General features: G+C 57.3%; 17 protein-coding genes. 11 read left to right on the top strand and 6 right to left on the bottom strand.

The annotated features are described in order from the left end of the window. Positions 1-3 precede the first annotated feature (3 nt). Complete coding sequence (locus tag SHIM_RS16455; RefSeq protein WP_082358438.1) at positions 4-435, top strand: helix-turn-helix domain-containing protein; 432 nt, start codon at positions 4-6, stop codon at positions 433-435. Positions 436-558: 123 nt separating this feature from the next. Next, the gene (locus SHIM_RS16450; RefSeq protein WP_054003764.1) at positions 559-1,116 is read left to right on the top strand and encodes a TetR/AcrR family transcriptional regulator; all 558 of its coding nucleotides are present in this window, start codon (positions 559-561) and stop codon (positions 1,114-1,116) included. Here the strand turns inward: SHIM_RS16450 and SHIM_RS16445 are convergent. Both SHIM_RS16445 and SHIM_RS16440 read right to left on the bottom strand, forming a co-directional pair. Beyond that, complete coding sequence (locus SHIM_RS16445; protein ID WP_193749946.1) at positions 1,110-4,484, bottom strand: translocation/assembly module TamB domain-containing protein; 3,375 nt, start codon at positions 4,482-4,484, stop codon at positions 1,110-1,112. The two genes, SHIM_RS16450 and SHIM_RS16445, sit on opposite strands and share 7 nt — an antisense overlap. A gap of 32 nt (positions 4,485-4,516) precedes the next feature. Beyond that, the gene (locus SHIM_RS16440; RefSeq protein WP_193749945.1) at positions 4,517-6,295 is read right to left on the bottom strand and encodes an autotransporter assembly complex protein TamA; all 1,779 of its coding nucleotides are present in this window, start codon (positions 6,293-6,295) and stop codon (positions 4,517-4,519) included. A 244-nt stretch (positions 6,296-6,539) separates the two neighbouring features. On the opposite strand from SHIM_RS16440, the gene SHIM_RS16435 reads away from it, so the two are divergent. From SHIM_RS16435 to SHIM_RS16410, 6 genes are all read left to right on the top strand, one after another. Next, positions 6,540-7,283 (top strand): lysophospholipid acyltransferase family protein, encoded by a 744-nt coding sequence (locus SHIM_RS16435; RefSeq protein WP_082358437.1) that lies wholly within the window; start codon positions 6,540-6,542, stop codon positions 7,281-7,283. 84 nt (positions 7,284-7,367) lie between these two features. Continuing rightward, positions 7,368-8,186 (top strand): flagellar motor protein MotB, encoded by an 819-nt coding sequence (locus SHIM_RS16430; protein ID WP_054003760.1) that lies wholly within the window; start codon positions 7,368-7,370, stop codon positions 8,184-8,186. A 93-nt stretch (positions 8,187-8,279) separates the two neighbouring features. After that, a complete protein-coding gene (locus SHIM_RS16425; RefSeq protein ID WP_054003759.1) occupies positions 8,280-9,587 on the top strand; it encodes a flagellar hook protein FlgE in 1,308 nt (435 codons plus the stop codon). 39 nt (positions 9,588-9,626) lie between these two features. Further along, the gene (gene flgK / locus SHIM_RS16420) at positions 9,627-11,075 is read left to right on the top strand and encodes a flagellar hook-associated protein FlgK (protein ID WP_082358436.1); all 1,449 of its coding nucleotides are present in this window, start codon (positions 9,627-9,629) and stop codon (positions 11,073-11,075) included. A gap of 3 nt (positions 11,076-11,078) precedes the next feature. Next, complete coding sequence (locus tag SHIM_RS16415; RefSeq protein ID WP_054003757.1) at positions 11,079-12,086, top strand: flagellin; 1,008 nt, start codon at positions 11,079-11,081, stop codon at positions 12,084-12,086. Then, a complete protein-coding gene (locus tag SHIM_RS16410) occupies positions 12,086-13,198 on the top strand; it encodes a flagellar basal body P-ring protein FlgI (protein WP_193749944.1) in 1,113 nt (370 codons plus the stop codon). The genes SHIM_RS16415 and SHIM_RS16410 overlap by 1 nt, the downstream gene beginning before the upstream one ends. 275 nt (positions 13,199-13,473) lie before the next feature. Here the strand turns inward: SHIM_RS16410 and fliP are convergent, their stop codons facing one another. From fliP to fliF, 4 genes are read right to left on the bottom strand one after another with little or no spacing between them, the layout of a single operon-like run. Further along, positions 13,474-14,211 (bottom strand): flagellar type III secretion system pore protein FliP, encoded by a 738-nt coding sequence (gene fliP, locus SHIM_RS16400; RefSeq protein WP_054003755.1) that lies wholly within the window; start codon positions 14,209-14,211, stop codon positions 13,474-13,476. Beyond that, positions 14,208-14,489 carry a FliM/FliN family flagellar motor switch protein gene (locus tag SHIM_RS16395; RefSeq protein WP_054003754.1) on the bottom strand — a complete coding sequence of 94 codons (282 nt, stop codon included), beginning with the start codon at positions 14,487-14,489 and terminating at the stop codon, positions 14,208-14,210. Before SHIM_RS16395 ends, fliP begins: the two co-directional genes overlap by 4 nt. Beyond that, entirely contained in the window at positions 14,482-15,078 is a 597-nt protein-coding gene (locus SHIM_RS16390; RefSeq protein ID WP_054003753.1) for a hypothetical protein, read from the bottom strand. Before SHIM_RS16390 ends, SHIM_RS16395 begins: the two co-directional genes overlap by 8 nt. Next, positions 15,075-16,766, bottom strand: a complete 1,692-nt coding sequence (gene fliF, locus SHIM_RS16385; RefSeq protein WP_152926576.1) for a flagellar basal-body MS-ring/collar protein FliF — start codon at positions 16,764-16,766, stop codon at positions 15,075-15,077. Before fliF ends, SHIM_RS16390 begins: the two co-directional genes overlap by 4 nt. 74 nt (positions 16,767-16,840) lie before the next feature. Here fliF and SHIM_RS16380 point away from each other — a divergent pair, with 74 nt between their 5' ends. Genes SHIM_RS16380 through SHIM_RS16370 form a run of 3 tightly spaced genes read left to right on the top strand, consistent with a single transcriptional unit; the run spans position 16,841 to position 18,575 of the window. Beyond that, a complete protein-coding gene (locus tag SHIM_RS16380) occupies positions 16,841-17,335 on the top strand; it encodes a flagellar basal body-associated FliL family protein (protein ID WP_054003752.1) in 495 nt (164 codons plus the stop codon). A gap of 14 nt (positions 17,336-17,349) precedes the next feature. Beyond that, positions 17,350-17,901: a hypothetical protein gene (locus SHIM_RS20725; protein WP_446740606.1), complete on the top strand. Its 552-nt coding sequence runs from the start codon at positions 17,350-17,352 to the stop codon at positions 17,899-17,901. Between the two features lie 29 nt (positions 17,902-17,930). After that, on the top strand, positions 17,931-18,575 hold the full coding sequence (locus SHIM_RS16370; protein ID WP_082358435.1) for a MotE family protein: 645 nt from the start codon (positions 17,931-17,933) through the stop codon (positions 18,573-18,575). Positions 18,576-18,624: the final 49 nt, after the last annotated feature.

The raw sequence follows: 18,624 nt of genomic DNA, 5'->3' as shown, positions 1-18,624 counted from the left end.
CCCATGGATACGGCTGTGCTCGGCGACAGTCGGCTTCGGGAGCTATATTACGCCGTGCTAAAGGGGGCCGCAGGAGATTCGGCGCGGCGCGCCTTTGGGGCGGGCAACGAAATCTCGCGGGCGATAGAACATCTGTCATCTTGTTTGGACAAGCCCGTTACCATTGATGAACTGGCGGCTCAGGTCGGGATGAGCCGCGCAGTATTTCATCGCAAATTCAAGCAGGCGACGACAATGTCGCCCATCAAATTTGTCAAATCCATGCGCCTGAACAACGCCGCGATGAAAATCGCAGGCGGGATGAATGTCAGCGAGGCAGCGCTGGATGTGGGGTATGTGAGTTCTTCTCAATTCAGCCGGGAGTTCAAACGCATGTACGGGCAATCTCCTTGGCAATGGAGCCATGCCGCACAATTGCCCATGGGTATGGCGTGAGTCTCCCCTGTCTTTGTCACCTAAATTGCGCCTTTCAGCGCACTTGTTCGAGAGGGCGCTGCGCATTAGTGTCGTTCAATGAACACCTGTTCAATGGTGTGACGCACAGGGATAATTGGCAGGATGCGCGACAAGATTCTTGAGGCCACGGCGGCGATGCTGGTGGAACACGGCACGCAGGCCTCTATGGCGCGAATAGCCAGCCGTGCAGGGGTGGCAACGGGGTCGCTATATAACCACTTTGAAAACAAGGACGTTCTGATCCGCGCGGTGTACGACAATCTTGCACGGGTGGTCGAAGAGAACCTCGTGGTTGGAGATGATCCCGAGACGGATGCGCCGGACAGACTGGCGCGCTACATCGACAATCAGATCAGCTTTTTCTGGGCTCGGCCGGAGCAAGCCAGTCTGTTTGAATACCTGTCCAACGTGCCGCTTTTGCCAGCCGAAGAAGTGTTGAGCAGCTTTGAACGTACGTCGCAGTTTATCCGCGACCTGCTTATCGAGTTGCAAGCCGAAGGGTGGTTGATTGATGGCGACGTCAGCATCATGGGTGGTTTTATCGGCGGCGCGATCCGCAACACGCTGAAATGGCAGCGCACATTGGGCGCGGAATTGACCGACGAAAAACGCACCCAACTGCGTGAGATGTGCCTGCAGGCGTTGCGCCGCACTCAGTAATCGCGCTGATAGAAGATACCAACGCCGGTTTCGCTATCGGAATTCACCCGACCCTTAATGGTGATTTTTTCGTTGAGGTCGATGTTGAGATCAATGCTACTTTTGCCTTGGCTATCGACGCCGATCTCTGTGTAGAGGTTTTCGCTCAGGTAACCACCTGTCGTCAGCCCCGCGCCGCCGTTGTCGACACTGAGGCTGAAAAGACCACCACGACCGCCACCTCCGGACATTGAGGCCACAGCGCGGGCCAGTTGAATCGCCTGAATCGGAGAAATGTTGGCGATGTCGCGGCCGAACAAAAGCTGCGACAAAACTTCGTCCTCCGGCAGTTCCGGATCTGAGGTCAGCTCAATTTCGGGATCTTCCAGAAAACCATCAACGATCAGGCGGATTGTGGCTTCGGACTGTTCCGATATCGCGACGATGCGAACGGTGGGCACAAACCCCCCGGCCAAGGAGACGCGACCTTCCTCCAGTTCGAGCGTTTTGCCGACAAAGTTCATCCGGCCACGGATCAATTCCAACCCGCCCTCGGGCACGATGTTGGCGGTCGTGCCGCCAATGGTCAAACCACCCTCAAAATCAGCATTCAGACCCAGCCCTGATACGTTGATCCGCTCGCCCGTGCGCACATTGATGCCAAGGCCAAAGGGCCTGCTCCCGCCGCTGCGTTGTTTGTCTTCCTTGATCACTCCGGCGCGGGTTCGCGTCGTCAGAGAGCCGCCGGGTTCGCCAACATGCACGATATTGGGAATGGAGCCCACGCCGCCCAGCGCGCCGGCGCTTATGCGGATATCGGTTTGGCCCACCACCAAATCGCCGGAAATTTGGCCGCCGCCCGTCAAGGGGCCGGATAGGGCGATAGTGCCATCAACCGAAGTTTCCAGAAGCCGGCCCTCTTGGTGAGATATGTTGATGAGCCGGACCGGCAGGTTGGCGTTAAACGGCGCGGTCAGGCCGACGGTGCCATTCACCGCAATTTGACCACCTCCGGAATATGTCGTGGTAAAGTCCACCGCCGCCGTGGACTCGCGCAGGGTGACGGTGCCGCCGATGTCGTTGAAAGCCATACGCAATTCAGGCATCGCCATACGCGCGCCGCCAATTGAGACTGTGCCGGCAAGGTTTTTCGGGTCAAGCGCGCCGTTCAGGGCCATGTCGAGTTGCGCAGTACCTTGAATGGAATTGGGCGACAGCGCGCGGTTGGCGACGGCCAGCGGTAAGGAGCCCGTCAGCTTCACGGCATTTCCGCTGCCCTGAAGATCAACCGTGCCAGCACCATTCAAAGTGGAGTCAAACGGTCCGGCGGCATCAAGCGCGACTTGCCAAAGGGGTCCATCCTGCTCCGCCGACCCGGAAACGCGGGCGCGGCCCGGTAAGGTGGGAAGAAAGGTTTCAACTCGCGCGATTTCGAGATCGAAGTCCGCCTTGCCGCCGCCGCTTTGAGGCAGAGTGGCCAGAATGGTCACCGATGTGTCCGCGGGGCCGGTTGCGGCGGCATCAATGCTCCAATCGCCGTCCACCATCTGCGCACGACCGCGCAGCGATGCGGGCCCGGCGATATCCGGCACCACCAAGGCGACGTCCGTGAGTTTGGCAAAAAAGCTGAGGTCCCCGGCCGTGCTGGACAGAGCGCCCTTTGCGCCCGCATCGACAGCGTCGCTCTTGGCCGTAAATTCGCGCAGGGTCAGCCCGTCAAAGTCGCGCGCGGCGGAAACGGTGACCGTGGCTTCGCCTTTGATTAGGGCATCAATCTGCGGCTCGCCGACGGCGAGATCGCGGCTGCGCACAAAGGCTTGACCGTCAAACGCGCGGTCCAACGTGGCGAATTTGCCTGACACTTCAGCCAACACTTCGCCGGACACATCACGACCAGACAGCGCGGCAAAACGGGTTGCGTCAGGCACCAGTAGGCGGGCCTTTCCGTCGATGGCGAGGGATTGCGACAAGCCGCTGAGGGTTGCGTTGCCCCACGCCACGAGACCGCCGGACAGCACCTCAAAGGCCGACACTTCGAGATCCGCGCCTTCGTTCCAAAGCAGGTTGGCCGACAGAGTGCCATCGGAGCCGATGGCATCGGCAAGGCCCGCGTCTTCCATGCGCAGTCCGGCCATGTTCAGCAGCAGATCAGCGGAAACTTTGAGCGGAGAGGTTGGGTTGATCAGACCACGGCCTGAGATGCCAAGAGTTTCCAGACCGATGGCAGGCGTGTCCAAACCGGTAACGGTGCCGTCCAAAGTCCAGCGATCACCTCTGTCTGCGTCAAAGCTGGCTGTCAGGTTCGCTTGGTTCAATCGGATCGGATCGCCGGCCACGGGCAGCAGCATGGGCGTGCCATCAGGATCGCGCATCCGCAGGTTCAGGCCGAACTGGCTGGGCATGCCCGTGGCAGCCAAATCCAGATCGCCGGTCAGGTTCAATGCCGCTGTCCAAAGCGAAAGGTTTTCGAGTGTCACTCGGCCATCCGGGAACAGACGGGCAAAAGTGGTCAGGCCGATGTCACTGCCGAAGAAACGGCGGAATTCATCATCAAAAAGCGGCGCGATGTCACCGCGCAGGTCGGCCTGCACTGTGCGCACCAAAGCCTCGGTGTCGATCTGGTCCGGTTCAGCAGACAGAATGACCTGTCCCTTCAATCGATCCTGACCATCGCTGGCAAGGCGAATGTCTGCGGTGAAATCGTCAATCGGGCCTGCGCCAAGTGTGGACAATTCGATCGCAGGCGCTCCGGGGATGCCTGCGAGCGTGGTTACAATCCCGCCAGATGCCTCGGAGGCGTTCAAATCCAGCCGCAGGTCACGCGTGGTGTTGGAATAGGCCGCATCAATCAAGAAATGTCCGGACGCGCCATCAAGCCGCGTGGCATTCAACAGCACCTCTCCATCCCCACCCGCAAGGATCAGACGCGCTTGAAGCGAGAGCGCCAGCGCCTCGCCCAACACAGCCTCACCAAGTTCGATCCGTGTCGCAGTGAGATCGGCGATGTTGATGCTGACCGGCAGTTCAGGCAGGGCAAACGGCGTGGCTTCGGCCTTGGGTGCTTCGGGGTCAGCGGTGGTTGTTGGAATACGGGTCAGGACGATCTTATCGGCTTTGAGCTGATTGACGTCGAAGTTGCCCGCCAAAACCGCAAGCCGGTTCCAGTTGAGCGTGACTCCCGACAACGTCAACCAGATGCCGGTGTCGTCAGAAATGCGCAACTCTTGGAGCGTGGCTTGTGAACTGAGCGCACCACGCAGGCCAATGACCTCGACCTCGCGCCCAGCGCCGGACAGTTGGTCTTCGATAAAGGTCGCAAGCCGGCCTTTGTCTTCTTCGCTGGCTTCAGGCGTTTGCGTGGCGGTTTGCGCCATAAGCGAAACAGGCATTAAGGTCAGAAGGAGGAGAACAAGCCAGCGCATCAGAATGCATGCCCTATGCCGATATAGAGTTGCGGACCGCCGGAAGTGCCCCCTGAAACCGGCAAGCCAAGATCAACGCGTAGCGGCCCAAATCCGGTGTTGTAGCGCGCGCCAAGACCGGCGCCCGCATGCCAATTTCCGGCGCCGGTGACGTTGGAGGTCTCTCCAATAAAGCCAGCATCATAAAACGCCACGGCGGAGATTTTTTCGCTCACACGGACGCGCATCTCTCCGGACAAGCCAAGGAAAGACAAACCCCCACTGTCGATGCCGCCAACCGAGACAAAGTTGGACTGATAAGGTTGCCCGCGGACGGTTCCGCCGCCGCCGGAAAAGAACAGCAGATCGGGCGGGGTTTCACGGATGGTTGGGCCTATGATTGACCCGACTTGTAAACGACCCGCAAAAATCACCTGATTGTCAGAGCCCACGCCGCGATAGCCGCGCAGGTCACCCGTCAGCATCAAGCCGTTGGTGGCATCCGAATAGCCGAGGTATGGAAAGGCTGTGGCGCTGAGGAAGTAGCCACGTGTCGGGTCAGCGATATCGTCACGAGCGTCGTATTTCATCCGAACCGGCAGGCCGTAGATTGAGAAATGGCGATTGCCGAAATTGTCGTCGACCTCCGAGATGGCAAAGGCCAGACCAATCTCGGTCTCGAACCGCTCGGAATGGACGCGGCGCAAAGACACCGCGGAACCTACCTGACGCAGGAAATAAAGCGGTTCATCTTCTTGTTTGATTTCGAACCCAATCGTCAATTCAGTGTTGGGATCAAGCGTGGCGGGGCGAGAATACAGCGTACCGATGCGAAAATCCGTACCACCACTTTGTGCACCAATGCCTTCGATGGCTGCGTCAAAGCGCAAATTTTCGGCGCCGCCAAACAGGTTGCGGTGCATCCAGAACGCCGACAGGCTAAGGCCATCGCGGCTTTCGAGTTCGGCGCCGAACCCGATGCGACGCTTTTTGTCATCCACCAGTGTCAGGTGCATGTCCAAGGATCCATCCGGATTTGGCGTCTCGCCCTCGCGAAGATCAACCGCTCGGAATGTGCCAGTGCGGCGAAGACGGGTGGCCACGCGGCGGGCCTCTGCGGGGCTAAACTTCTCGCCGGTTGGCAAATCGGCAATCCGGCGCACGCGTTCGTCGCGCACATCAGAACCGCCTTCGTAGATTAGCGTGCCAAAGCTAAGTTCCGGCCCCGGTTCGACGTCGACTTGAGCGTCAAGCTCCGCGGCGCGGTGGTTTGCGGTGATAGATTGATCCACAATCTGCGCCTTGGCGTGGCCTTGATCCCGCCACCCATCCACCGCGGACCGGGCAGCGTTTTCGATTGCCGAAACCGATGCAGGTCGGCCACGTTGGAACGCCTCCGGCAACTGCGTCTCTGCGGCGAGCGGCACAACTTGCGCTGTGCCAAAGAGAAATTGTGGACCGGTGGCGATGTTCAGTTCGACCTGTTGGACCGTGGTGATTTCGGCAAATGGCGAAATCTCGGCGGCCTCTCGGCCATCAACACGGATACGGATTGTCGGGCCGAAATAGCCGGCTTCATATAGAATACCGATCAGCCGCCGATAGTCGGCCTGCGCCGCCGCGACGATATCTTGACCGTCGGTCATATTTTCGGACTGCGCCTGAAAAACCAGGGATCCGGCCGATAAGCTGTCTTTAAGGGGAATGTCTTCGGCAATGCCTGTCAGTTTGACGTCAAACGCCCAAACCTGCCCAGCCGCGAATGTCGTGGCGCATGCGATGGCCCACCAAAAAGACAAGACTGGGTGCCGACGGCGTGCGCGCAAAGAGATTCGGTTCTCACCTGCCCGTCCTGTCATCCGCCAAAAACCTTCACGCTGCGCTCTGATTGATCGTGCCACGCAGCCAGCGCAAATGCCATCGAAATTCGCTCTAGCCGTTGCGCTTGTGATTGATCATAACAAAGGCAACGGGCCTTTGTGCCGCGCCCACAGATGCGGAGCGCCGAAAGGTGCAGAGATCCCGCGCAGAAAAGGAGTGTGAATGACCCCGGAAGCACCTCTGCCTCCTGCGGCGCGTTTTATAGACTACGTGCGGACGGCAGTGTTTTACGGCGTCTCGTTTGCGCTGGCCCTGCCGTTTTTGCTGGTTTTTCCGCTAATAGTTCTGCCCGAACGCGCAGTGTTTCGCGTTTGCATGGTGTACTTGAAAATTCAGGGCGTCGCATTGCGATATATTTGCGGCATAACCTATCGTGTCAGCGGGCTGGAAAACCTGCCGAAGGGGGCGGTTTTGATCGCGTCTCAGCATGAAAGCACATGGGAGACTTTGCACTTTCAATACCTGCTGAACCGACCTGTGATGTACGCAAAAGAAGAGATCTTTTCATTCCCGGTCTTTGGGCCGCTGACCCGCAAATTGGGTCACATTCCAGTGGCACGCGTCGGTGGCGGTGACGGCATGCGCGAAGGGTTCCGCAACGGGGCCGAAACGGTGGCGGCCGGGCGTAACTTGTTGATTTTTCCAACTGGCACCCGCCGTGCGGAAGGGGCGGACACACTGCAATCGGGTGTTGGTGTTTTGTACCAATTGGCCAAAGCGCCCTTGGTGCCGGTGCGAGTTGCGTCCGGCCATTGCTGGCCTTCTGACACTGCATTGAAATTTCCAGGGACAATCACAGTGGATGTGCTGCCGCCCATCCCTGCGGGGCTACCTCGCACAGAAGTCATGCAGCAGTTGCGCCGGGCCTTGGCACATTCTTCGGAGCCCGCTGAGAAAGAAGGTTAATCACTCACGAAATATGACTCTCATTAAGGCTGGGGTAATGCCTCGACTCTAAATGTGATCCTGCATGTGCAAGCAGGTAGACAGATGGCAGACAATTCCAACAGGCCAATCATCATCAAACGCAAGAAGGTTATCGCCGCTGGCGGGCACCATGGCGGCGCCTGGAAGATCGCTTATGCGGATTTTGTGACCGCAATGATGGCGTTTTTCCTGTTGATGTGGCTGATCAACGCTACATCGGAAGAGCAACGCCTTGGGCTCGCGGAATTCTTTAGCCCCACGATTCCTCTGAACCGAATCTCTGGTGGCGGCAGCCACATGTTTGGCGGTAAAAATATCTCCGAAGAGCAGATTCTGTCCCGCTCGGGGCGCGGCGGATTGCCAACCCAGCTCACTGGCACCCCTGGCACGGAACCGTCCGAGGACCTTGCGTTTCGGCTCCAGGAAAAACTCGCCGAGGTTGAAGATTATCTCATGGGCGGCGGCGGCGAGAGCTTCTTAACAGACAACACAAAAAAACACGTGGTGACACGTTTGACGGACGAGGGTTTGGTGATCGAGCTTTTTGCCGCAGAAGACCAGCCGCTGTTTGTGGACGGCACCGCGATACCCATGCCGATTATGGAGGATCTCGTTGAAATCATTGCGAGAGCTTCAGAAATGGTCGCTAGCGACATCGCGATCGAAGGCCATGTGCGTTCCGAGCCGATCATTCAACGAGAAACCAAAGTATGGGACATGTCGGCCGGCCGCGCGCAGGCTGTGCGCGGCATGCTGCAGAGCGATGGCGTCAACCCACGACGGCTGCGTCGGGTTGTTGGACATGCCGACCGTGAGCTGATTTCAAACAAACCCCGAGACGTGCGCAACAACCGGATTGAGATCATTCTGTTGCGCGAGTGACGAGTTTAATCCGGTAAGATTTTATCCGTTAGCAGGCTGTTAATCGCGTTCGTTCTATCACCGATCTAAACGGTTACAGCAGAAAGGCGTATCATGTCACTTTCATCCTCGCTCAATGCGGGCGTCGCAGGCCTCGCGGCGAACTCAACAAAACTTAGCGCGATTTCCGACAACATTTCCAACTCGGGTACCTATGGGTATCGCCGCGCTTCGACTGATTTTCACTCGATGGTGACAGGGAACGGCGGCGGAGCCTATTCCGCAGGCGGTGTGAAAGCGACGACCAACCGCCTGATCACCGAAGGTGGCTCCCTGGTGTCGACCTCCAGCGCGACAGATCTGGCGCTGAACGGTCGCGGATTTCTGCCAGTGGCGTCTTCGACCGAAATCAACGCCAATGTGACCAATCCGACCATGATGCTGACCAGCACCGGGTCTTTCCTTCCTGATGCGCAGGGATATCTTGTGTCGGACACGGGTCTGACATTGTTGGGCTGGCCCGCGAATTCCGATGGCTCGATACCGAATTATCCGCGAACCTCCTCTGATTCGCTGGAACCAGTCCGCTTGTCGTCCACGTCTCTGGTGGGCTCTCCGACAACAAGTCTGCAACTGGGAATTAACCTGCCAGCAATTGACACTGAGGAAGGTGCAGCCGGCACGCCACACTCAATGAGTGTTGAATACTTCGGCAACCTTGGATTCTCTGAAACCTTGGATATCTCGTTCACGCCGGTAGTCGCCGCCGCCGGTGCCCCGGCGACGAACCAATGGACCATGGTTGTCACCGACAGCGCCTCCGGTGGCGCGGTTGTGGGGGAATTCAACCTGACTTTTGATGACAGCCGAACGTCTGGTGGTTCACTTGCTGCTGTGACCACGGTGACTGGTGGTGCATATGATCCTCTCACTGGCAATTCGATTTTGACTGTGGCTGGTGGCCCTCTGGAGTTGAACATCGGGGAAATTGGCGGCACAGGCGGTTTGACGCAACTTGGATATGATTTTGCACCGCTTACGATCGAAAACGACGGCTCACCCGTCGGCACTATGACGTCAGTCGAAGTTGATGCGAACGGTATGGTGCACGCCTATTACAGCACGGGCATCACCAAAACGATTGCTCAGGTTCCGCTGGTGGATATGGCCAACCCGAACGGCATGACCTCGTTGAACTACGGCACCTATGTACCCACCAACGAAAGTGGCTCTTTCTATCTGTGGGACGCGGGCACTGGTCCGACCGGTGAAGTTGTCTCTTATGCGCGCGAATCGTCTGCCACGGATGTCGCCCAAGAGCTAACGGATCTGATCCAGACCCAGCGGGCCTATAGCTCAAACGCGAAGATCATTCAGACAGTGGACGAGATGTTGCAGGAAACCACCAACATCAAACGCTGATAACAACAAACGCGGCTGAATTTACTGCAGGAGGCAATCATGAGTCTTTCAGGAGCCCTGACAAACGCTATGTCCGGCCTTTCGGCCGCGTCCAGAAATGCGCACGTCACATCCCACAATATCGCCAACGCAATGACGCAAGGGTATTCCGTGCGCAGTTTGTCGGTGGCAAGCAACGGCTACACTGGCGGCGTTTTGACAAACGGGGTCATCCGTCATTCCGATCCAGTTTTGCTGGCGGAACGGCGGACTGCAGATGCAGATGCCGGTCAGGCCGGCGTTACTAACGCGTTTTATACACGCCTCGAATCGCTGGTCGGTACACCCGATCAAAGCTCCAGTCTGTCCGGCACATTTTCGGCATTCGAAGCGGCGCTTATTTCTGCGACAGGCGGGCCCGAAAGCGACGTGCGCTTACAGAGCGTGGCAGATCGCGCCTCCATGTTGGCGCAGTCAATTAATACATCCGCCAATGGCATAAAAGACATGCGCGAGCAGGCCGATTCCGAAATTGGAAAGATGGTCGATGGATTGAACGGACTGCTGTCACAGACCGAAACCCTGAACAAAAAGATTTCGCAGGCTGCCGTGCAAGGCAAAGACACTGCAACCTTGATGGACCAGCGCCAACAGGTGATCGACCAGATCAACGAGATCGTGCCTGTACGCACTATGGAACGCGACAACGGAGGATTGGCGCTTTATTCCTCAAACGGTGCAACACTTTTGGACGGCAAAGCCTACGAAATCGAGTTCTCACCGACGCCGACGATCATGCCTCATATGACACAGGGCAATGGACTTTTGTCTGGCCTGAGCATCAACGGCCAGGCTCTCAGCACCGATTCGGATCGGGGCCCATTGGCTGGCGGAAAACTGGCGGCTCAATTCCAAGTGCGTGACGAACATACCGTGACCGCGCAGGCCGAGTTGGATGCCATCGCACGCGACCTTGTGGATCGTTTTCAGAACAGTGGCGCAGACCCGACACTTGCCGCCGGTGATCCTGGCCTCTTTACTGATGGTGGGGCAGCCTTTGATCCTGCCAACGAAGTAGGCCTGGCCGGGCGACTGGATATCAATGGTTTGGTGTCACCAGACGGCGCGGAAGAGTATTGGCGTCTGCGCGACGGGCTGGGCGCGGCAGCACCGGGTGATGTGGGTGACAACAGCGTGCTGACCAATCTGGTGGATGTTGTTCAAACATCAACCGTGCCGGGATCTGGCGCATTGGGTTCCAAGGCCGTCAGCATGTCCGAAATGTTTGGCAACCTGCATTCGTCCTACACCACAAACCGTGTCACCAGCGACTCGGAACTGACATTTGCGGCTGCGCAACAAGACACTCTTGTGTCCATGGAGTTGGCACAAGGCGTCGACACAGATACCGAAATGCAAAACCTTATGCTCATCGAGCAGGCCTATACCGCGAATGCAAAAATTATTCAGGCCGTGGACGAAATGATGGCCACGATATTGGGGATCTAAACCATGGCAGTTGCAGGACTTGGAACGTTGGCACGGCATCTGGCGATGCAAAACCAAATGACGTCGGTCAAAAGTGATTTCAATCGGCTTGGGCAAGAGCTGGCGTCCGGGCTGAAATCGGACATTGGGGCATCGGTTGGCGGCGACTTTCGCGCACTAAATGACATCGAGCGCCAATTGACCGTGCTGGACAGCTATGACCAATCAACTCTGGACGCCAAGCTTTTCACAGGCGCGATGCAGGCCAATCTGGACCGCTTGCATTCCATGTCGGCCAATCTGGCCAACTCGTTGATTACCACGGTCAGCAGCGGGACCGCCGGAGCCGCCACGACTGCCAGCGATATGGCGATGCAGGACTTTGAGTCGATGGTCGACACCCTGAACGGTCGTTCGGCTGACAAGTCGTTGTTTGCCGGGGCTGCAACCGACGGAGCGGCCACTATCCCTGCGAGCGAAATGATGACCCATCTGTCCGCTGCCGTGGCCGGATCAGTCACTATGACCGACGTCATCACCGCGATCGACGACTGGTTCATGGCGCCGGGTGGGGGATTCGAAACAGTGGGTTACCTTGGGTCGGCCAATCAAATTTCTCCGTTCCAGCTGAGCGAAACCGAAAGCACTTCGGTTCAGATCAAGGCCGACAACGAAGAGATCCGTCAACTGTTGCGTGACACGGCCATTGCAGCCATCGCCAACGATCCTGGTCTTGCCTTGAACAGCACCGACAAACTGGCGTTGCTGGACACGTCTGGCAAAGCGATGCTGACCAATCAGGACGCTATCATTCAGTCACGCGCCAATCTTGGGTACTCCGAGGAACGGATCGAAATTGCGGCCACCGGAAACGCCGCCTCTCGCGCCAGTTTCTCGATCGCCAGGAACGATATTGCGACGGTCGACGCCACCGAAGTTGCCGCCGAATTCCAAGCTGTGCAGCTGCAATTGGAAATGGTTTATACCATCACAGCGCGGCTCAACAGCATGTCCTTTATGGATTATATGTAATGAAACTTCTGCTAAAAGTCGCTCAAGTATTGAGCGCGCTGATCCTTTTGCCTTCACTGGTTATGGCGAACGAAATTCGCATAAAGGATCTGGTCAACTTCGACGGTGTGCGCGGCAACGATCTTGTCGGCTACGGTCTAATTGTGGGCCTAAACGGCACGGGCGACAGTCTGCGCAACGCGCCATACACCGAAGAAATCATGTCCAACATTCTGGAACGGCTTGGCGTGAACGTGACCGGCGAACAGCTGCGGCCCAAAAACGTGGCTGCGGTTTTTGTAACCGCCACGCTTCCGCCGTTTTCACGGGCTGGTGGGCAGATCGACGTGACTGTGTCCGCAATTGGTGACGCCAAGAGCCTGTTGGGCGGCACACTGGTGATGACGCCCCTGAACGCTGCTGACGGTGAAATCTACGCTGTGGCACAGGGCACAATTATTGCTGGCGGCATTGCTGCACAGGGTGATGGCGGCGGTGTGGTGCAAGGTGTTCCAACCGCTGGCGTTATTCCGTCGGGTGCGCGCGTCGAGCGCGAGATCGAGTTTGATTTCACCTCGCTGACCAGCATGCGTTTGGCCCTACGCGAACCGGATTTTACCACTGCCGGTCGGATCGAAAACGCGATCAACCAAAATTTTGGCCGCCAAGTCGCGTTGATGACAGATGCGGGCACGGTAGAGGTCGATATTCAACGCACAGGCCAGCCGACAGCGGCGCATGCGCTTGGACAAATTGAAAACATTCTGGTTGCGCCGGAACGCAAGGCACGAGTGGTGGTAGATCAACGGTCGGGCACCATTGTTATGGGCGAGGACGTACGGATTTCACGGGTCGCGGTGTCGCAAGGCAACTTGACCCTGCGCATTCAGGAACAGCCCTTGGTCGTGCAACCCAACCCTTTTGCGAACGGTCAAACCATTGTGGTGCCGCGCACTGATGCCGAGATCGACAAAGGCGAAGGCACGGGCCTCGCGGAAGTGGCCGGCGGCACGTCGTTGTCTGAGGTGATTGCCGGACTAAACGCGCTTGGCGTTGCGCCGCATGACATGATCGACATCCTCAAGTCCATAAAAGCGGCCGGTGCTCTGCATGCGGAGTTCGTCGTGCGCTAACTTCGCACTTTATCTGATGTCTGGAGAGTTTTCAGATGGGCGGTGCCAGAGATGGCGCCGCCCTTTTTGATTGTCAGATGGCCAGATATAGATCGGGCGTTGGTCAAGAATGCGTCGCGACACAGGGACAGGGTTGCCAGACTGCAAACCGGCGTCTGCGAGGCGTTTCCATCGCATCAAGGCGGGCTGTCGCATGAAATGCTGCTGAGGGTATATTCATAGAAAAAGCGGCCCCGCGGAGCCGCTTTAGTAGACGGTACACAATGGATCCGTCTTCACATGTAACTGCGTACCAGCGCGCCCGCGATCAGGCTCCAGCCGTCTGCCAGCACGAAGAAGCTGAGCTTGAACGGCAGGGACACAATTGCAGGCGGAACCATCATCATACCCATCGACATCAGAACCGCAGCAACAACGAGGTCGATAATCAGGAACGGGAGGAAAACCAAAAAGCCGATTTGAAACGCGCGGGCCATCTCCGACAGCATGAAACTTGGAACCAGCACCGACAAAGGCGCATCCGGCCCCGGCAGGGTCGCGGCCGCATCAGGGCGCAAAGCCGCCAGCGCAAGGTAGGTGTCCGGATCCATACGGTTGGACATGAACATGCGAAACGGCCCGACCGTACGCTCAAAAGCGACTTCCGCACTGATTTCTTCGGCCAACAAGGGCGTCACGCCTTCGGTCCACGCCGCAACAAAAACAGGTTCCATCACAAAATACGTGAGGAACATAGCCAGCGACACCAGCAACATGTTGGGCGGCGAAGCTTGTAGCCCGAGGCCCTGGCGCAGGATAGAAAGCACCGTGATAAGAAAAGGGAAGCAGGTCACCATGATCGCGATGCCCGGCGCCAAAGACAGCACCGTGAGCAACAGGAAAAGCTGAATGCTGCGCGTCGTCAGAGAGCCCTCAAGACTGGACGCAAGCGAGGTGTCCTGGGCCATCGCCGGATCGGCCGCAAAGCCGAGAAACAAGATTGTGGCGACGGCCAGTATGACCGCCCGTCTCATCCCAGACCGGCCTGCATGTCTGCGAGTTCGGTCAGGCGTACGGCCAATTGACCATCCGGCGCGCCCTCGACCTCTTCAAGCTGACCGCGACCGATCATCTTGTCACCAATGTACAGTTCGACCGGGTCATCCACGCGGCGATCCAGTTGCAAAACCGAGTTCTGGCCGAGTTTCAACAAGTCAGAAATTGCAGGGCGGGCTTTGCCCACGGAGATGGTGATTTCCACCGGTACCGATGTAAACGGGTTGCTTGCATCGGGTTTCATTGCGTCAGCCATTCTGGGCCTCCTTGCGGGTTTCATGCGTGAACGCAGAAAACGCCTGCTCGACGGCGCCAAGCACCTCCGACAGGTCGACTTCGCGCTCACGCGTGTCAAATTCAAATTGAGCCTGGCCAGAAGCCAAGTCGGGATCTGTTGTCATCACCACCGGGAATTGCAGATCCTCCGGCAACATCGCGGCGACCGTTTCGTGATCGTCTGGCGAAGTCACAAGATTGACCTGCGTGGCACCGTGCGTTTGGATGATCTGGCGCAGTTCCTCGACCACAACGGCGCCAACGGATTTACGGGCGATCTCCGGCAAAACGGTCATGATCGCCTTTTCCACCATCGGCGCGATCTCGCTGAGCACAGAACTGTGGGCTTCGTGATAGGTGAAGGACAAATCCTGAAGGTTAGCAGCCAGAGTTTCACTGATTGAACTATGCGCATCGTCACGCGCTTTGGTGGCGTCTTCCCACCCCGCTTTGTAGCCAGTTTCATAACTATCCAGCAGCGATTCCTCGCTCGCAGTCACAGGCGCAGCAGATGTAGTTGCAATCTCTGCACTTCGGCCGAAATCCTCTAACAGGTGTGAAATACTCATCTGGATTTTTCCTGCCGACCGTCTTCAAGCCAACTGCGCAAGATTTCTACGGTTTCTTCTTGGCGATCGCTGATAAGAGAGCGCAACCTCTCTACCGCATCACCTTCGGGCGAATCCGCACCGCCGATCGCAGGCAAACCACCCAAGTCGCCACCGTCAAATGCGGGCGCCATTGGAAATCCGACATCGCCCATGGCCGGCAAATCTCCGCCCAGCCCAGGCAAAGCAGCAAAGTCGCCGCCGCCTTCAAGAGCGGGCAACATGGCCGGTGAGCCGTCCAGCGCCGAGCCACCTGCATCGCCACCCTGAGATGCAAGCAATGGCCGCACCACAAACAAACCGAGACCCAAAGCCACGACACCCAAAATCACCATTTGAATTATCGACATAACATCAAGCTGCATGCCGCTGAGCATCGAGCTTTCGGCGGCTGTCCCCATTGGGTTGATCGGTTGGAAGTTCATAGATTTCAGAGTGATCACGTCGCCCCGTGCCTCGTCGAAACCGACAGCAGAGGCCACAAGTTCACGCATGCCGTCGAGCTCGGTGTCCGGTCGCGGCACAATTACCTGATTTCCGGCCTCATCAAGCTGCGGCGTTCCATTGATCAAAACAGCCACAGTCAGGCGTCGAATGCTTCCCGGTTGGCGCACCACTTCGCGTTGCGTCTCGGATACTTCGTAATTCACCCGTTCACGGGTCTCACGGTTCTGGTTTGAGGAACCGGACGCGTCATTGGCGTCGCCGTCCGGCAAATTGGAAGCAACAGTGACCTGCCCTTCGGAGTTTTGGGAATCAGTGCTGCGTTCTTCTGTTTCTGTGCTGATTGCGACCCGGCTGGAGGGATCAAAAGTGCGCTCTACGATGGATTCCGTCTCGGTCACCGTATCAAGGCTGACTTCTACCACGGCATTGCCCGCTCCCACGCGCGCTTCGAGCAAGCGCTGCACGGAGGCGCGCATCGAATCCGCGCGGTCTTCGCCGTTTGAACTTTTGGTTTCTTCAAGCGCGCCGATCAGGCCACCATTGCCATCGATCACTGCTACATTTTCGGGAGACAGCCCAGCAACCGCCGAGGCAACAAGGAACCGTAAGGCCTGCGCATGTTTCTGCGGAAGTGTACCGCCGTTTGCCGTGACCGTCACGCTTGCCGTTGACTTGACGGACCGTTGAAACGGATTTGAGCCGGCGTTGGCAATGTGCACGCGTGCTTTGCTGATCAACGGGCCGCCTACGATCGTGCGCGCCAATTCGCCTTCTTTTGCGCGCCAGTAAGCGGCGTCAAACATTTGGGACGTTGTTCCAAAGCCGGAAAGCGAATCGAGAAGTTCGTACCCCTGAGTCGTGTTTGCTGGCAGACCCTCGCTTGCCAGCGTCATCCGCAGCTCGTCCCGCTGCGCCCCTGGCACGAAAATTGAACCACCACGGATCTCAAAGGGGACGCCACGTTGCTCGAGAGAGCGCACAACATCCCCGGCGGCGCTGCTCTCTAATCCACTGTAAAGAAGAGTAAGTTTTGGATTGCTCGCGATTTTTGCCAACATCAGCACGGCCGCAAATACGGCCACAGTTGCACCGATTATGAAGGCCTTCCGGCGCATATCAAAACCCGACCAAGTTTTTAGAATTTGTGTCACGTTCACTCTCCGACGGGCCGGATCTTCTACCCAGCCGCTCAGAGACTTCATCACGCATCCGACTTAACAATCGGTTAGTGAGTGTATGATTAAAAACACGAGAACAAAGAATTTGGATTCTCGAAATGACCGACTCAAACGTCGAGACAGAAGAAACGCCTAAAAAGGCATCTAAACTTCCGCTGATCATAGGATTGGTGCTTGCGCTGGTTGGCGGTGGCGGTGGGTTTTTCGCTGTTTACTCCGGCATGCTATTTGGCTCGGAGCCCACCAAAACCACCGTATCCGAAACCGCCGAAACTTCTAAGAGTGCACTTCCTGACGTTGGATATGTGGCCTTGGCGCCTTTCATCGTTTCTTTAACGTCCGATGGCCCTGCCAACCTGCTGCGCTTCGCCGCGCAATTGGAGGTGCCAAACGAGCATCTGGAAGAAGTGGAGCGCGTGAAGCCGCGTATCATCGACGTGCTGAACGGATATTTGCGCGCGTTGAGTGCTGAGGATATCGAATCGCCTGACGCGCTAGTGAAATTGCGCGCTCAGATGTTGCGCCGTGTACAAATCGTGACCGGATCAGAACGCGTGAGCGACCTGTTGGTCATGGAATTTGTGCTGAGCTGAACGGGAGAACCCAGATGAGTATAATTGCAGACATCCTGATGGTAGCAGGCGCGCTTGGCGCCACTGTCTATTGCTACGTGCTGGCGCGTCGGCTGGCCAAGTTCAACGACCTGGAAGCCGGAGTTGGCGGTGCCGTTGCTGTCTTGTCGACTCAGGTCGATGACCTGACACGCACGCTGAAATCGGCGCAAGCAACCGCAGGAAATTCTTCTAAACAGCTGCAGGAATTGACCAAGCGGGCCGAAGGCGCATCCAAACGTATGGAGCTTTTGCTCGCGTCGATGCACGACCTTCCAGATCCCGAGGAACTGAAAGCGTTTCGCACGTCAAAACCAACAACGATGTTCGTTCGCCATTCAGATGACGAAGAGTTTGGCACTCCGGTAGAGGAACTTAAGAAAAGCGAGCCTGAGAAAGACGACTCGCAACAGGACGTCTCTGACGACGCAGAAGAAAAACCGCAGCCCAAACCCAAATCAAAGCGGCGCAAACAACGCAAACGGCGCGGTAAGAAAAGCGATTCCCAAACCGACGAACAGAAACCGGCGTTCAAACGCGCCAGTTGATCTGAGCAAAAAGAAAAGGAGACAGCACGATGTCGAAGAAAACCGCTGTCAAACAAAAATCTAAGCAGGGCGACAAACAAGCCCGCAAAAGATCTCAGGCGCAGACCCGACCGACGAGAGGCACCTTGTTTGTCGTGTCGTCGTTTCTGGTAGCGTCGGCCGTCTTGCGTGTCGGCATCGGCGCAAGCGAGGCAATTGCCCGCGAAGATTTTGGCGCCGCGTCTCCTTTGGGGGCGATGTCCACGCCCCAGATATGTCAACAATCTGAAGATCTGCGCCCGCTGATGGCCGCCTTTGATGAGCGCGAAGATCGAATCGCGAAACAGGAAGAGGAAATCCGAAACCGCATGCAGGCGCTGTCTGTCGCGGATGCAGAGGTGACCCGGAAACTGTCCGAACTTGAGGTCGCCGAAGACCGTCTGCGCAACGTTATTGCCATGGCAGAAACCGCCGCAGACGACGACGTGAGTCGGCTGACGCGGGTCTATGAGACCATGAAGCCGAAAAACGTCGCGGCCTTGTTTGAAGAAATGGACCCCGACTTTGCCGCCGGTTTTATCGCCCGCATGAACCCCAATTCGGCCGCCGGTGTCATGGCCGGGCTGAGCCCGCATGCCGCCTATACAATTAGCGTGGTTCTTGCCGGTCGAAACGCAAACGTGCCCACGGAATAATAAGTCTTAACCACTGTGTGGTTTGTGCGTGGATAAGAAATACAGGAGA

Source organism: Shimia sp. SK013 (assembly GCF_001292625.1).
Lineage (GTDB): Bacteria > Pseudomonadota > Alphaproteobacteria > Rhodobacterales > Rhodobacteraceae > Shimia.
This window is presented reverse-complemented; position numbering and strand designations above follow the sequence as displayed.

Bases quoted from the DNA above. Each gene is read 5' to 3' on its own strand.
- flgK (WP_082358436.1), top strand. From the start codon at position 9,627: ATGAGTCTTTCAGGAGCCCTGACAAACGCTATGTCCGGCCTTTCGGCC.
- fliF (WP_152926576.1), bottom strand. From the start codon at position 16,766: ATGAAGTCTCTGAGCGGCTGGGTAGAAGATCCGGCCCGTCGGAGAGTG.
- SHIM_RS16415 (WP_054003757.1), top strand. From the start codon at position 11,079: ATGGCAGTTGCAGGACTTGGAACGTTGGCACGGCATCTGGCGATGCAA.
- SHIM_RS16435 (WP_082358437.1), top strand. From the start codon at position 6,540: ATGACCCCGGAAGCACCTCTGCCTCCTGCGGCGCGTTTTATAGACTAC.
- SHIM_RS16410 (WP_193749944.1), top strand. From the start codon at position 12,086: ATGAAACTTCTGCTAAAAGTCGCTCAAGTATTGAGCGCGCTGATCCTT.
- SHIM_RS16370 (WP_082358435.1), top strand. From the start codon at position 17,931: ATGTCGAAGAAAACCGCTGTCAAACAAAAATCTAAGCAGGGCGACAAA.
- SHIM_RS16430 (WP_054003760.1), top strand. From the start codon at position 7,368: ATGGCAGACAATTCCAACAGGCCAATCATCATCAAACGCAAGAAGGTT.
- SHIM_RS16395 (WP_054003754.1), bottom strand. From the start codon at position 14,489: ATGGCTGACGCAATGAAACCCGATGCAAGCAACCCGTTTACATCGGTA.
- SHIM_RS16445 (WP_193749946.1), bottom strand. From the start codon at position 4,484: ATGCCTGTTTCGCTTATGGCGCAAACCGCCACGCAAACGCCTGAAGCC.
- SHIM_RS16425 (WP_054003759.1), top strand. From the start codon at position 8,280: ATGTCACTTTCATCCTCGCTCAATGCGGGCGTCGCAGGCCTCGCGGCG.
- SHIM_RS16380 (WP_054003752.1), top strand. From the start codon at position 16,841: ATGACCGACTCAAACGTCGAGACAGAAGAAACGCCTAAAAAGGCATCT.
- fliP (WP_054003755.1), bottom strand. From the start codon at position 14,211: ATGAGACGGGCGGTCATACTGGCCGTCGCCACAATCTTGTTTCTCGGC.
- SHIM_RS20725 (WP_446740606.1), top strand. From the start codon at position 17,350: ATGAGTATAATTGCAGACATCCTGATGGTAGCAGGCGCGCTTGGCGCC.
- SHIM_RS16455 (WP_082358438.1), top strand. From the start codon at position 4: ATGGATACGGCTGTGCTCGGCGACAGTCGGCTTCGGGAGCTATATTAC.
- SHIM_RS16450 (WP_054003764.1), top strand. From the start codon at position 559: ATGCGCGACAAGATTCTTGAGGCCACGGCGGCGATGCTGGTGGAACAC.
- SHIM_RS16390 (WP_054003753.1), bottom strand. From the start codon at position 15,078: ATGAGTATTTCACACCTGTTAGAGGATTTCGGCCGAAGTGCAGAGATT.